We start from the raw sequence: 13,776 nt of genomic DNA, 5'->3' as shown, positions 1-13,776 counted from the left end.
CGCTATTTCTTTATAACTACTTCATATTTGACTTCATCCCAAGTGACCTCCGCACCCAGGGCCTCTGACACAAACCTCACGGGGACCATAGTCCTCTCGTCAACTGCAATAGGAGGAACATCTAGTTCAAAGCGAGTGTTGTTTATATACGCTGTCTTCTCGTCAAGCTTGACCTTCACAGACACGCCATTCTTATAGGCCGAAACCGTGCTTGTATTTTGGTCCCAGGAGATATCGGCTCCTAGAGCTTCAAATATGGCTCTCATCGGGACAAGAGTTCTGTTGCTCACCACTACAGGCTCTGAGTCGAAGAAGAGGTATCTGTCGTTTAGCTTTACATTTATGCTGTAGTTAAGAGGGATGGCCGTAATGGATGTCGGAATCCACTTGTTATTTTTCCAAGTATATGTAGTCTGAAGAGACAGTATCTCCTCTCCAATATGAGACTTAAGCTTGGAAAACTCCAGAAGAGCTGAACCTGACCGCACAAGTTCGACTTCAGAGAGATACGGGTAACTCATGTAGACTAGGTTGCCGTCTATAAGGCTGCCGTCGCTGTTGTAAAACTTATCGTACATATGTCTGTTTTGCTTTGAAAGCACTGTGTTGACGTTCAGACTTGAAATTGGGGACTTTAGAGAAATTCCATACTTGTCTTTAACCGCGAGACTTATGTACTTTGTGGAGTCCAGTCCGTTGTGCCCGAGCTCTCCGTTAAAGAGCTCGGAAAGCATATTGTCTTTGAAAGACAGCACCTTGTGGTCTATGTTAGGGTAGTCTGGATCGTGAAAAGTAAAGAGGATGTCCTTAGAGCCATTGTTGTCGAAGTCGGCGAGAACCAGCTTCTCGAACAATCCTTGAGGAACGGCCATAGAGTGGAGAATGACTCCCCTGTAGTCTTCTATAAAAAGCCTTGTATTTACAAACTCCAAAAATTCATATTCGAAAGAATCGTAGCTATCTATATCGTACTTGTTTCTATCTATCTCTCCAGCCAGCCTTACAGTTTCAGACCTGCCGTCGCCATTTACGTCACCGCTTACCAACGATATATCTCTGTATACGAAGTCAGGCTCTGCATTCGAGCCACTTGAACATATAGTTAAAATCGATGTGATTAAAGTTAAGACTAGAAATTTGTTCATCGTACTACCTCCCTTGAATATATAGTTTATACCACAGTTTGGGGAAATCAAAATAGAAGCACTGCATTTTGCAAAAATAGTTCAGATGAACTAGGCAGTCTATATGATATAATCAACTGTATATTAAAAAGAATCAGAGAGGTGTAAACTTTGGATAACGAAAATCAAAACGGGGTTTCAGGCAGCGGGTGCGAAATACTAATCCCTTTCAACGAGAGAAAGCCTATAAGAGAGATAGAGAGAAACCTTATAAAGAAGTACAGAAAGAAGATATGGTCTAAGTTCATAAAGGCCATAAAAGACTATGAGCTGATATCGCCAGGAGATAAGATAGGGGTGGCCATATCGGGGGGCAAAGACAGTTTGCTTATGGCGAAGCTGTTCCAGGAGCTGAAGAGACATGGACAGATTGAATTCGAGCTGGAGTTTATAGCGCTGGACCCTGGATACCACGAAGATATAAGAAAGCTGCTGGTGGAGAACTGCGAATACTTGGAGATACCTGTAAAGATATTCGATGCCGGGATATTCCAGGTGGCCGACAAGATAGCAAGCGACTACCCATGCTATATGTGTGCAAGGATGAGGCGGGGAGCGCTCTACTCTAGAGCTCAGGAGCTTGGGTGCAATAAGATTTCGCTTGGACATCACTTTAACGATGTAATAGAGACAACTATGCTGAACGTGCTGTATTCGGGAAACTTCAAGACGATGCTTCCAAAGCTGAAGGCCAGCAACTTCGAGAACATGGAGCTTATAAGGCCCATGTACTACATTGAAGAGACGGACATACAGAAGTTTATACAGAGCAGCGGGATATGGCCACTCAACTGCGCCTGTATGGTGGCTGCCAAAAAGATAGGAAACAAGAGGTTTGAAATAAAGGACCTGATAGAGGACTTTAAGCAGAATTTCAAGAATGTGGATAAGTCCATATTCAGGGCCGCGCAGAATGTAAATATGGACGGGATACTTGGCTTTGAAAAGAGTGGAGAGAAGTATTCGTTTCTGGACTTCTACGACGAAGGTCTGGAGATACCTAAGAGGGACTAATGAAGTCCCTCTTTTAGCATTTCAAGGGTTGATTCAAAAAAACTCCAGGGGCTCTTTTCAGGAGGAAAAGAGTATAAGAGCAGGTTCTTTCTCTTTATGGGGTGTACAAATTCCAACTTATAAGCCCAAAGCGATATATCCACCCACTCTTTGGCGTTCTTGAACAGGGGGTTATACTTTGTATCTCCCCACACAGGTGTTCCGTAGTTGGAAAGCTGAAGCCTTATCTGATGGTGCCTTCCTGTCTTGAGCCTTATATTCAAAAGGCTGAGTGCCCCCTCTTCGGCTTGGACGCTTTCAAGCAGCTTGAAAGAAAGCCTGGCTTCCTTTGCGTCGTGATCATCGGGAGAGGCTATAACAGACATGTTTACGGACTTAAGCTTGACCATGTAGTCTGTAAGGCTTGCAATCTCCTCGCCTGGAGCCCCATTTACTACAGCGAGGTAGTCTTTTTTTATATTTCTGCCTACCAAGTCTTTTGAAATCCGCTTGGTGGCTTCAGCTGTTTTTCCAAACAGCACGAGTCCCCCGACAGGTCGGTCCAGCCTGTTTATGAGGTTGAGCACAGGCTTTTCAGAGCTCTTAAGCAGGTATTCGTACACAAGAGATTGAAGGTCCGGATCTCCTGTGGGGTCCTTTTGGCATGGCATGCCCTGAGGCTTCTCCACCACTATGAGGTTCTTGTCTTCGAAAACTACTTTAAACTGCATTTCAACACTTCCTTTCAAGAAGATTATACACTGTTTAGAAAAAAATAAAAAACTTTTGCTAAAAGTGTTGACTTTTATACTGATAACGATTATCATTATAAACATAGTAAGAAAACCTCAATTACTCACTGAGCTGAAAAGCTCGTAGATATGTTTCTGTCATACGAAATCATAAGCTAGCCTCTTATGTAAAGAAACGCCTCAAGAAACCTCAAAATTAGAATGCCTCTAATAAGAGTATGGCAGAAAATATCCCCTAACAATTAAAATATTTTGTGATAAAACAACTCTAGGACAGGAGTTGTTTTATTTTTTTTGCCCGCTATGGGTATAATAGACTTAAAGACATAGGAACAGGAAGGAAGGCTGCAAACTTATGATAAATTCAATAGAGTTAAAAAATTTCAAAGCTTTCAGGAAGTCTGGCTCTGTAAGCTTGAAAAAGATAAACCTCTTCGTCGGGCCCAACAGCTCCGGAAAGTCTAGCTTTATAGAGTCGCTTGTGCTTCTCAAGAGATGCATAGAGTGTTTAGACAGTAAGGCCGTAATAGGCGCAAGCAGTGGAAACGACAGCTATAAAAACATAATCTACGACAACGACACCAGGAACAAGCTGGCATACAGGCTTACTTTCAACAAGCTAAAAGACGACAGAGATTTTCTGAAAGACGAAGAATTATCTAGCTTGAATGAAATCTACTTCAGCTCAGAGGAAGAAAAAGGTGATTTCACAGTTGACGAGATAGAGTTTTCCATAGTGCTCTCAGGGGACAGACCAGTTGTGGACGATTTCTTTATAGAGTATGGAGACAAGAAGTCATGCCATATATACTTAGAAGAAGGCCGATACTGCGTAAAGCTCGAGAACGTTGTTCTAGACTGCGGAAAGTATATAACTCCGCATAAGTTCTATTTCAAGCTGGAGGAGAGCGTGTTTAAAGAACTCTCGGGAGACAGCCTAAGGGCGGCGATAATAGTTAAGCTTCTCTTCACAGACCTTGAGGAAAAAGTGGACGAGTTCTCAAGAAGGCTTATATATATAGAGTCTCTCAGGACAAAGATAGAGAGGGCCCAGAGCATAAGCGACATAGACCTGGAGAGCTCCGTAGGTAGCCGTGGAGAGAACATAGTCAAGGCTCTGCTGGGAATAGACAGGCTTGGAGACAAGGAGATACAGAAGAGCATAAAGAGAAAGATAAACCACTGGCTAGAGGAGTTCGACCTAGGAGACAAGCTGGATCTGGAGAAGGTGAACGGCGAGACCTATTCGGTCTTCATAAGAAACAAGAACCTCGGGATATACAGCAACTTGCTGGAGGTGGGATTTGGAACTAGGCAGCTGCTGCCCATAATAATAGAGTCTATAAACTCTCCAAAGCACAGCACCATAATAGTGGAAGAGCCGGAAACACATATACATCCAAAGGCGCAGTCGAAGCTTGCGGATCTCTTTGTGGAGAGCGCTATAGAGGGTGAGCGAAACTTCATAATAGAGACGCACAGCATTTTCCTGGTTACGGAGATACAGATACTTGTGGCAGAGGGCAAAATAAGCGCAGACGATGTGGGCGTTTACTACTTTACACAGGACAGCGAGGGCTCTAGAGCTATAAATATGAAATTAAGAGACAATGGCCAGTTTGAAGAAGAATGGCCGAGTGGTTTTTTTGACGTGCACTATCTGCTTGGGAAAAAACTATTCGATCTCTTATAGAGAGTGTAGGTGAGCGTATGAAGCTAGAAATAACTCTATCAAAGAGCATACTAAGAAAGAAATTCGACCAAAGAGACAAGTACAACAAGCTACGAGAGCGAATAGACAGGCACAAGCTGGCGCTAAGCAACGAGCTGTTTGAAATATGGGAAAAAGACGCCAAGGAAAACGGATACGACAAGTACTTCATGGACTGGTACTTCTCTATAATAGGTTCAGGGAAGAAGCTCCGCAAGTTCAATATAGAGAAAATAAAAAAGACGAGAGGGGCCAGAAGTGGGGAAGACGAAATTCTGTTGAAGACTGCACTAGCTTCAAACGACAAAATAGTGGTCGGGAATGTGAACCAGGACATGGCAAAGAGAAACAAGAAGGTGTCATTCATAACAGAGGAGATTTTCTCGAGAGAGAATATGCAGACAGTTACGACTACAGATGTGGCCAATGTGCTTACACATAGAGACAACAGCGCCATATTTGACATATATGAGACTCCTACAAGGCTGTTGGTGGAACTGGGGAGCGACTCAGAGCTGCTTGGCCGGTATCTATCCAAGTTTATATCAGGCACCAAGAAGCTCATAATAAAGGACAAGTATATAACCCAGTCCGAGAACGAGAGGAATATAAATGAGTATGTGCTTAAATACCTGAATAAGAAGGAGACGAAGCTTGTATTCGTGTTCCCCGAGGAGAGAAGAGACAGCAAGGGGATTTCGAGGTTTCAAAACTATCAAGGGTTCAAGACTTCTTTCAGATATCTAGACAGCAAACTGATGCACCACTCCTCTCTTGAAACAGACAGATATGTAATAGACTTAGGGTACAGGCTCAGAGTTTTTGGAGGAGACGATACAGGGAAGACTGAGCAGGAGATAATAAATATAACAAAAAAACAAGGAGGAAGATAGTTATCTTCCTCCGAGCAATTCCACGACTTTGTCTGCTATATATGAGTTGTCAAGTATAAAGTCAGCATCTCCATTTTCTACAACTGCCTTGGGCATTCCGTAGACCACACAGCTCTCGGGAGACTCCACTATAGAGGCGCCACCTTTAGACTTTATAAGCCTGACTCCATCTGCACCGTCTTTACCCATTCCTGTCAGCACTACGGAGACTATGTTGGAGCCGTAGATATCCACAGCGGACTTGAAGGTGAAGTCTGCAGCTGGCCTGACACCGTTTATCCTGTCAGAGCTGTCAAGGTAGATCCTGATCTCGCTTCCAGACTTCTTAAGGCCTAAGTGGTAATTTCCAGGGACTATATATAGTGTGTCTTTTTTCAGAACATCTCCATCTTTGGCCTCCACCACTGTGAGTGCGGACGCTCTGTTCAGCCTTTCAGCCAGCGACTTGGTGAACCCGGGTGGCATATGCTGCACGATTATGCCGGGACATCCAATGCTCGCCGGAAGAAGTGGAACCACGTTTTCAAGAGACCGAGGACCTCCAGTAGAAGAGGCTATCAAGAGCAGTTTGTTTGATCCAGACTGCCTTACGCTTGACAGTGTTCGCTTGGCGGCAGGCGGTGTCGTCTTTTCAACAGGTTCTTTAGAAGCGAGCGCCGGTTTTCTAGCTGGCCTTGCAACAAGTCGATCTACATTTATACTGGGAGCAGACCGAATTTTTTCCAGCAGGTCGTCTTCGACTTTCGAGAAGTCAAGCGAGATGCTGCCGGAAGGCTTCTGTATGAAGTCCACAGCTCCTAGGGTAAGGCATTCCATAGTGGTCTCGGCGTTTGCCGCCGTAAGGGAACTCACCATTATAACCTTTGTAGGAGTTTTCTTCATGATTTCCTTTAGCGCCTCTAGGCCGTTCATCCTGGGCATCTCCACGTCAAGCGTCACCACATTTGGCCTTAGTGACTTGATCTTCTCAAGCGCATCTATTCCGTCTCGGGCCGTGCCGACCACAGTCATATCGTTTTGGGAATCTATAGCATCCTTTATAATCTTCCTCATAAAAGCAGAATCATCTACTACTAGGACTTTTATTCTGTTCATAATGAATCTCCTTTCCAAAAACATTCCTATTAGGTATTATACCCTCTAAGCCGTCTAGAATTCAAAATAAAATAGTACAGCAAGTAGAATAATAGCATAGAAGACAGGTAAAAGAAATAGATTTTGACCCTAAATAAAATCTGTTGACATATACATAGTAAATTGATAGAATTACATAAGATAAAATTGAATAGTATTTCTTATCTAGAGCGGTGGAGGGACTGGCCCTTTGAAGCCCGGCAACCACAGGTTTTGTGAAACCTGAAGGTGCTAAATCCAGCAGGCATAGCCTGAGAGATGAGAGAAGATAATTGAAGGTCTTTCTGTAATCTCAGAGAGACCTTTTTTCGTTGCAACGATAAATTTCAGGAGGGGATATAAATGAACAAAAAAGAACTTAGATTTGAAACAGTACAGCTTCACGGGGGACAGACGGTAGACAGAGACACAAAGTCTAGGGCGGTGCCTATATACCAGACTACTTCCTATGTGTTCGACGACACTCAGGATGCGGCGGATCTGTTCGGGCTAAACAAGCTTGGAAACATATACACCAGAATCACAAACCCTACAAACGGCACTTTCGAGGAGAGGGTAAACCAGCTAGAGGGTGGAGTTGGAGCAGTTTCAACTGCCTCTGGAATGGCTGCAATCACATACTCTATACTGAACGTAGCCAAGGCAGGGGACAATATAGTTTCAGCGTCTACTATCTACGGAGGAACTTACACGCTTTTCAAGCACACGCTTAAGAACTTTGGAGTAAACGTGAAGTTTGTAGACCCTGGCAAGCTGGATGAGATAGCGAGCACCATAGACGAAGGCACAAAAGCTGTGTTCACCGAAACTATAGGAAATCCAGAGGGGAATATAGCCGACATAGAGGCTATAGCCAAGATAGCCCACGAAAACGGGATACCTCTCATAGTGGACAACACATTTGCGACTCCTTACCTATGCAGGCCGATAGAGCATGGGGCCGACGTAGTTGTGCACTCTGCGACCAAGTTCATAGGAGGCCACGGTACAAGTATCGGAGGCGTGATAGTGGACGGAGGAAGCTTCGACTGGAGCAGCGGCAAGTTCCCAGGGTTCACAGAGCCGGATGAATCGTACCATGGGCTTCGTTTCTGGGACGCTTTCCAAAATGCGGCCTATATATTCAAAGTCAGGACGACTCTATTAAGGGATACTGGGGCGTGCCTTTCACCTTTCAACGCGTTTTTGCTGCTTCAGGGGCTAGAGACTCTTTCGCTGAGAGTGGAGAGACATGTTTCAAATGCAGAAAAGCTGGCAGAGTTCCTGGAGAGTCACCCTAAAGTGGAGTGGGTGAGCTATTCGGGGCTTGCATCTAGCAAGTATAAATCACTTAAAGACAAATACCTTCCAAAAGGTGCAGGAGCTGTTTTCACTTTTGGAGTTAAAGGCGGCTATGAAGCGGGTAAGAAGCTGATAGAGAGCGTTGAGATATTCTCGCACCTTGCAAACGTAGGGGATGCCAAGTCGCTTATAATACATCCAGCATCAACTACACATCAGCAGCTTAGCGAAGAGGAACAGATAGGTGCTGGAGTGAAGCCAGAGACTGTAAGGGTCTCTGTGGGGATAGAGAATATAGAAGATATAATAGAAGATATAGAGCAGGCGCTTTCGCAGATATAGATATAGGGGGATTGGAATGAGAAAGGAAACAGAAGTAGTTAGAGGATACAGATGCATAGATGAGAAAACAGGGGCGATAAGCTTCCCGATATACCAGTCTGCTACGTTCAGACATCCGGGTCTAAACGAGTCTACAGGGTATGACTACTCCAGGACTCAGAACCCGACTAGGGAGGAGCTAGAGAAGACAATAGCCAAGCTGGAAGGCGGCGCTGAAGGGCTGGCTTTCTCCACCGGAATGGCAGCCATATCGGCAGTGATATCCATATTCAAGCCTGGCGACCACATAGTGGTTTCGGACGACCTGTACGGGGGGACTTACAGGATATTCGAGGAGATATACGGCAAGTACGGCATAAAGGCCACTTACGTTGACACCCAAGACTTAGAGAACATAAAGTCGGCTGTCAACGAAAACACAGTGGCTCTTTTTATAGAGACTCCTTCAAACCCGATCATGAAGGTGACTGACATCGGAGCTGTTTCAGCTTACGCCAAGGAAAAAGGCCTGCTGACTATAGTGGACAACACTTTCTTGACGCCTTACTACCAAAAACCCATAGCACTTGGGGCGGACATAGTGGTTCACTCTGCTACAAAGTACTTGGGAGGGCATAACGATACGCTGGCAGGGCTTGTCGTTACAGCTGGAGCGGAACTTGGAGAGCAGATCAGATTTATACAGAACTCGGTCGGAGCGGTGCTGGCCCCTTTCGACAGCTGGCTTATACTAAGGGGAATAAAGACGCTTGGGGTTAGGCTTGACAGACAGGAGCAGAACGCAATCGAGGTTGCAAACTGGCTGAAATCTCACGAGAAAGTAGATCAGGTCTACTACGTGGGACTTCCAGATCACCCTGGATACGAGCTGTCCAAAGAGCAGACAAGCGGATTCGGCTCTATGATATCTTTTACTGTAGTGGACGAGTCGATTGTATCGGAAGTGCTTGGAAGACTAAAGCTCATATTCTTTGCAGAGAGTCTTGGCGGAGTGGAGAGCCTTATGACCTATCCGCTTACTCAGACTCATGCCGACATACCTGAGGAGATAAGAGAGAGGCTTGGAGTCAACAGCAGACTACTCAGACTTTCAGTGGGAATTGAATCATCAGAGGACATAATAGAGGATCTTCAGAGAGCACTTGGAGGTGAGTAAATTGGGAAGATATAATTTCGACGAAAAGGTAGACAGGAAAAATACGAACTCCTTGAAATACGACTTTCACAGAGAAAGGCATAAGCCCGAGGATCTCTTTCCGCTGTGGGTGGCGGATATGGACTTCAGGCTGCCGCCAGAGGTCACGGACCCGATGGTGAAGAGATGTCAGCACGGCATATTTGGATATTCGGAGCCCAAGAGCTCTTACTTTGAGAGTGTTAAGTCTTGGTACAGAGACGTGCACTCTCTAGAGCTTGAAGACGAATGGTTCAAAGTGGCTCCTGGGATAGTTTTCACTATAAACGCAGTTATAAGGGGACTCACTTCGCCAGGCGACTCGGTGATGGTTCAGAAGCCCGTATACTACCCTTTCTTCAAGAGCATAGAGAACAACGGCAGAAAAGTCGTAAACAGCCCACTACTGCAAATTGACGGCGTGTACCAGATGGACTTCGAAGACCTGGAGCAGAAGATAGTCGAGGAAAATGTGAAGCTGTTTATACTCTGCTCTCCTCACAATCCAGTGGGAAGAGTTTGGACAGAAGAGGAGCTACTCAGAGTGGGGAGCATATGCAAAAGGCATGGAGTCGTGGTGATTTCAGACGAAGCCCATTCAGACTTCGCCTACACCAGGAAACATATCCCGTTCTGGAATGTAGACGAGAGCTTCAAGGAGTTCAGTTTGATATGCACTTCTCCCGGAAAGACTTTCAACCAGGCGGGGCTTCAAAACGCCAATATATTTGTAGCGAATAATAGGCTTAGAGAGATTGTGAACAGGGAGATAGAGATAAGCGGGTACAGCAACCTGAATGTGTTCGGCATCATAGCTTGCGAGGAAGCTTATAGACACGGAAGGGAATGGTACTGGGAGCTTAGAGATTACCTGCTTGAAAATATAGAGTTCGTGAGAAATTATCTTTCAGCTCATCTTCCGAAGGTGAAGTTGGTAGAGCCTGAGTCTACCTATTTGCTGTGGCTTGACTTCAGCGAGTACGGACTTTCCCAAGAAGAGCTAGACAGAATTATAGTAGAGCAGTCCAAGCTTTGGCTGAACAGCGGAACTATATTTGGAAGCGAAGGGGAAGGGTTTCAAAGGCTCAATATAGCCACTAGAAGAGAAAATCTGGAGTACGCTATGAACCAACTTAAAAAGTCATTTTAATACAAAAGGCCCGACGGCAGAGAAATCTGTTGCTGGGCCTTTTGTACTTAAATAGAAAATAAAGATATTTGTACCGGTGTCTTTAGGGTATAATCAGATTAATACATATGTTTTGGGGTGAGGAATTTGAAAATTAGAAAGCACTTAAAAGATTGCAAAAATGGAGATGTAATAGCTGAAGACATATATATCCCTGGCAGGAACATACCTATAGCCGTAGAGGGCAACGTCATAGACAACAAGCTGATGGACAGGCTTATAGAGGGAAGGGTTTTCCGAGTGCTTGTGGAGGACTTCAGCCTGAACGTAGTTCCTGAAAAAACAAGGAAGCTTATGGTGCAGTACACGCATGACCTAAAGCGCTACAAGCAACTGTTTCAAGATATAGCCTCCGGCAAAAAGGTAGACTTAGAAGAGATTGCAGACATGTCGAAAGGGCTGCTGGAAAACTCAGAGGATATATTCAGAGTTGTGGAGTCTATAAAGAGTCTAAGAGGTTCGGACGAATACACGTACACACATTCTATAAATGTGGCGCTCTACTCCATGATGATAGCCAAGTGGATGGGACTTGATGAAAGAAGTATAGAGGACGTTATGAAAGCGGGGCTTCTGCACGACATAGGTAAGGCGAAGGTTCCGAAGTGGATACTTGACAAAAAAGGACCTCTTACAGAGGCCGAATTTGACAAGATAAAAGAGCACCCCCTCATAGGATATGAGCTCTGCGGGGGAATAGACTCGATAAGGAGCGATGTGAAAGAAGCGGTTCTTCTTCACCATGAGAAGATGGATGGCACAGGATATCCTCAGGAGCTAGGCGCAGCCGACATAGGGCTTTATGCCAAGATAGTTGCAGTGGCAGATGTTTACGACGCCATGACCTCAGAAAGACCTTACAAGGCCAGAAAGACTCCTTTTGAAGTGTTTAAAGAGCTAAAGGAAAGCGAGTATGGAAAGCTGGACATAGAGGTCAAGAATGTATTTTTGCAAAATATAGCCTTCTTCTATGTGGGAGCGAAGGTGAAGTTGAACACAGGTGAAGTTGGAGAAGTTGCATTTGTATATCCGCACAAGCTCGACAAGCCGATAGTCAAGCTGGAAAATGGACTTGTAGATATATCGAAAACAGAGAGCTACGAAATAAAAGAGCTGATTTAGTAAAATAGGCTCTTTTATTTTGTTACAAATGAAATTAAAGGGTATAAATTCACCACATAATCAAGAGAGGTGGAGCATATGAATACAAGAAAACATTTAAAGGATTGCGTGGCAGGAGATGTCTTAGCTGAAGACATATACATAAGCGGCAGAAATATACCACTTGCAGTTAGAGGAAACGAAGTCGACAGAAAGCTCATAGAGAAGCTGATAGACAACAAGGTGTTTAAGATTCTAGTGGACTCTTCAGCTGAAGGCTATGGGTTAAAAGGTTCCTTTGAACCTAAGTCTAAAACTGAGAAATTTGTAAAGCAGTACTCTAAAGATGTGTCTGAAATAAAGTCCATATTCCAAGATATAGCCTCTGGGAAGAAGCCGAATCTAGAAGCTATATCTGAGATGTCAAAAGAGCTGCTGGCAAACTCAGAGGATATTTTCAGAGTTGTAGACTCCATAAACAGCGTAAGGGGCATAGACGAATACACCTACACCCACTCCGTGAACGTGGCGCTTTACTCTATGCTCATAGCCAAGTGGATGGGGATGGAGGAAGACGAGATAAACGACATAATAAAGGCTGGGCTTTTGCATGACATAGGGAAGTCAAGAGTCCCAAACAGCATACTCAACAAGAGAGGTCCTCTGGACAATTACGAATTCGAGGTTATGAAGCAGCACCCTTCACTTGGGTATGAAATATGCAAGAATATGCCCGGAATAAAGGATGAGATAAAGGAGGCTGTGCTCTACCACCATGAAAAAATAGACGGAAGCGGCTATCCTACAGGGCTAAAAGATGTAGAGATAGGGACGTATGCCAAGATAGTCAGTATAGCCGACATATACGACGCCATAACCTCCGAGAGAGTATACAAGAAGAAACAGACTCCTTTCGAGACTTTTCTAGAGATAAAGGAGATAGCGTATGGGAAGCTGGATATAAAAATTTCAGACGTGTTTTTAAACAATATAGCGTCTTTCTATCTAGGCACAAAAGTGAAGCTGAATACAGGGGAGATAGGAGAGGTTGCCTTTATATACCCTCATAAGATAGACAGGCCAATAGTGAAGATAGACGGCAAGCTGGTGGATACTTCGAAAGAGGAGAGCTACCGTATAGAGGAGCTACTATAGTCAGAGGATTTTGAATGTGCTTTTAAACTGAGGAGTGATTTTATGGAAGCAGCCTATTTGCTGGAACTTATCGATGAAAGCTTCGCAAGAGTAGAAAGCCATTATAGGTGTCTTCTGTCAGAGCTCGAGGAAGCAGAGATACATGACTTCAGGGTCGCCATAAGAAAGGTCATGCCTATAATAGAGCTGGCTATGGATATTGAAGAAGAGAGTCGCGGAGAAATCAGGCTACGAGAAAACTATTCAAGGCTAAAAAGCTATTTCAAAGACTTCAGTGACTTAAGAGATATTCAAGTTCAGATTATAAGTGTTTCTGCATACAAAGGTTTAGAAGGATATGCAGAGGAGCTCAAGCTAGAAGAAGAAAAGCTTAAAGACTCCATCGGACAGAAGATAGAGCTATGGAGTGTCGAGGAAGTTCGCTCCAGCCTGGAATCTGCGCTGAAATCTACTTTTGAAGGCATGGACAGCCCAGAACTAGTAAGGCACTATATGAGACGAGCCAAAGTGCTGAGAAAGAAGTTTTTAAAGCGTATAAAAGAGTTGAACGAGGACTATAGTTCGTACCACAAGCTGAGGCTGGCTCTAAAAAAATACAGATACCATATGGAGATGGCTGGATCAGACGGATTAGACGAGGTACTTAAAAGATATCAGGACGAATTAGGCCATATTCAGGATTTAACGGTGCTGCTCGAGGACATAAGGCGTAGAGGTCGAGTTAAAGAGAAAGCCTTGAGAGGGATAGAGAAGGAAAGAGCAAGGGCGGCTGAAAAATTCAGAAAGAGATATTTGAAAAATCTGAAAGCAAGACTGAAGATAGAAGGGCATTAAAAAACTGTTGACGAAACTCTCCTAGTAAAAGAT

At 44.3% G+C, this 13,776-nt stretch carries 12 protein-coding genes and 1 riboswitch; of the genes, 9 read left to right on the top strand and 3 right to left on the bottom strand.

All coding sequences use genetic code 11. The features are described from left to right. Window positions 1-2 precede the first annotated feature (2 nt). Window positions 3-1,145, bottom strand: a complete 1,143-nt coding sequence (locus EUAN_RS12745) for a copper amine oxidase N-terminal domain-containing protein (RefSeq protein ID WP_211266244.1) — start codon at window positions 1,143-1,145, stop codon at window positions 3-5. A 150-nt stretch (window positions 1,146-1,295) separates the two neighbouring features. Between EUAN_RS12745 and EUAN_RS01630 the strand changes: the two genes are divergently transcribed. Next, on the top strand, window positions 1,296-2,198 hold the full coding sequence (locus tag EUAN_RS01630) for a tRNA 2-thiocytidine biosynthesis TtcA family protein (protein ID WP_071060973.1): 903 nt from the start codon (window positions 1,296-1,298) through the stop codon (window positions 2,196-2,198). Here the strand turns inward: EUAN_RS01630 and EUAN_RS01625 are convergent. Further along, window positions 2,195-2,908, bottom strand: coding sequence for an RluA family pseudouridine synthase (locus EUAN_RS01625; protein WP_071060971.1), 714 nt, complete (start codon window positions 2,906-2,908; stop codon window positions 2,195-2,197). The genes EUAN_RS01630 and EUAN_RS01625 overlap by 4 nt on opposite strands. A gap of 376 nt (window positions 2,909-3,284) precedes the next feature. On the opposite strand from EUAN_RS01625, the gene EUAN_RS01620 reads away from it, so the two are divergent. After that, complete coding sequence (locus EUAN_RS01620) at window positions 3,285-4,622, top strand: AAA family ATPase (RefSeq protein WP_071060969.1); 1,338 nt, start codon at window positions 3,285-3,287, stop codon at window positions 4,620-4,622. Between the two features lie 17 nt (window positions 4,623-4,639). Beyond that, entirely contained in the window at window positions 4,640-5,533 is an 894-nt protein-coding gene (locus tag EUAN_RS01615) for a hypothetical protein (RefSeq protein WP_071060967.1), read from the top strand. Here the strand turns inward: EUAN_RS01615 and EUAN_RS01610 are convergent, their stop codons facing one another. After that, on the bottom strand, window positions 5,534-6,628 hold the full coding sequence (locus tag EUAN_RS01610) for a protein-glutamate methylesterase/protein-glutamine glutaminase (protein WP_097678040.1): 1,095 nt from the start codon (window positions 6,626-6,628) through the stop codon (window positions 5,534-5,536). 197 nt (window positions 6,629-6,825) lie between these two features. Continuing rightward, window positions 6,826-6,932: riboswitch (SAM riboswitch) on the top strand. A 77-nt stretch (window positions 6,933-7,009) separates the two neighbouring features. Between EUAN_RS01610 and EUAN_RS01605 the strand changes: the two genes are divergently transcribed. From EUAN_RS01605 to EUAN_RS01580, 6 genes are all read left to right on the top strand, one after another. Then, the gene (locus EUAN_RS01605; RefSeq protein WP_071060966.1) at window positions 7,010-8,290 is read left to right on the top strand and encodes an O-acetylhomoserine aminocarboxypropyltransferase/cysteine synthase family protein; all 1,281 of its coding nucleotides are present in this window, start codon (window positions 7,010-7,012) and stop codon (window positions 8,288-8,290) included. A 16-nt stretch (window positions 8,291-8,306) separates the two neighbouring features. Then, window positions 8,307-9,446: a trans-sulfuration enzyme family protein gene (locus EUAN_RS01600; RefSeq protein WP_071060964.1), complete on the top strand. Its 1,140-nt coding sequence runs from the start codon at window positions 8,307-8,309 to the stop codon at window positions 9,444-9,446. Window position 9,447: 1 nt separating this feature from the next. Then, window positions 9,448-10,614, top strand: a complete 1,167-nt coding sequence (locus EUAN_RS01595) for a MalY/PatB family protein (RefSeq protein WP_071060962.1) — start codon at window positions 9,448-9,450, stop codon at window positions 10,612-10,614. 126 nt (window positions 10,615-10,740) lie between these two features. After that, window positions 10,741-11,775 (top strand): HD-GYP domain-containing protein, encoded by a 1,035-nt coding sequence (locus tag EUAN_RS01590; protein WP_084655649.1) that lies wholly within the window; start codon window positions 10,741-10,743, stop codon window positions 11,773-11,775. A gap of 78 nt (window positions 11,776-11,853) precedes the next feature. Then, entirely contained in the window at window positions 11,854-12,909 is a 1,056-nt protein-coding gene (locus tag EUAN_RS01585) for an HD-GYP domain-containing protein (protein WP_071060958.1), read from the top strand. 42 nt (window positions 12,910-12,951) lie between these two features. Next, window positions 12,952-13,743, top strand: coding sequence for a CHAD domain-containing protein (locus EUAN_RS01580; protein ID WP_071060956.1), 792 nt, complete (start codon window positions 12,952-12,954; stop codon window positions 13,741-13,743). Window positions 13,744-13,776 lie beyond the last annotated feature (33 nt).

It is taken from the genome of Andreesenia angusta (genome assembly GCF_001855385.1).
Classification (GTDB): Bacteria; Bacillota; Clostridia; order Tissierellales; family Gottschalkiaceae; genus Andreesenia; species Andreesenia angusta.
The sequence above is the reverse complement of the archived record's forward strand: the minus strand, read 5'-3'. Positions and strand labels throughout refer to the sequence as shown.

Coding starts and splice junctions, on each gene's coding strand:
- EUAN_RS01605 (WP_071060966.1), top strand. CDS start 7,010: ATGAACAAAAAAGAACTTAGATTTGAAACAGTACAGCTTCACGGGGGA.
- EUAN_RS01620 (WP_071060969.1), top strand. CDS start 3,285: ATGATAAATTCAATAGAGTTAAAAAATTTCAAAGCTTTCAGGAAGTCT.
- EUAN_RS01625 (WP_071060971.1), bottom strand. CDS start 2,908: ATGCAGTTTAAAGTAGTTTTCGAAGACAAGAACCTCATAGTGGTGGAG.
- EUAN_RS01610 (WP_097678040.1), bottom strand. CDS start 6,628: ATGAACAGAATAAAAGTCCTAGTAGTAGATGATTCTGCTTTTATGAGG.
- EUAN_RS01580 (WP_071060956.1), top strand. CDS start 12,952: ATGGAAGCAGCCTATTTGCTGGAACTTATCGATGAAAGCTTCGCAAGA.
- EUAN_RS12745 (WP_211266244.1), bottom strand. CDS start 1,145: ATGAACAAATTTCTAGTCTTAACTTTAATCACATCGATTTTAACTATA.
- EUAN_RS01615 (WP_071060967.1), top strand. CDS start 4,640: ATGAAGCTAGAAATAACTCTATCAAAGAGCATACTAAGAAAGAAATTC.
- EUAN_RS01585 (WP_071060958.1), top strand. CDS start 11,854: ATGAATACAAGAAAACATTTAAAGGATTGCGTGGCAGGAGATGTCTTA.
- EUAN_RS01600 (WP_071060964.1), top strand. CDS start 8,307: ATGAGAAAGGAAACAGAAGTAGTTAGAGGATACAGATGCATAGATGAG.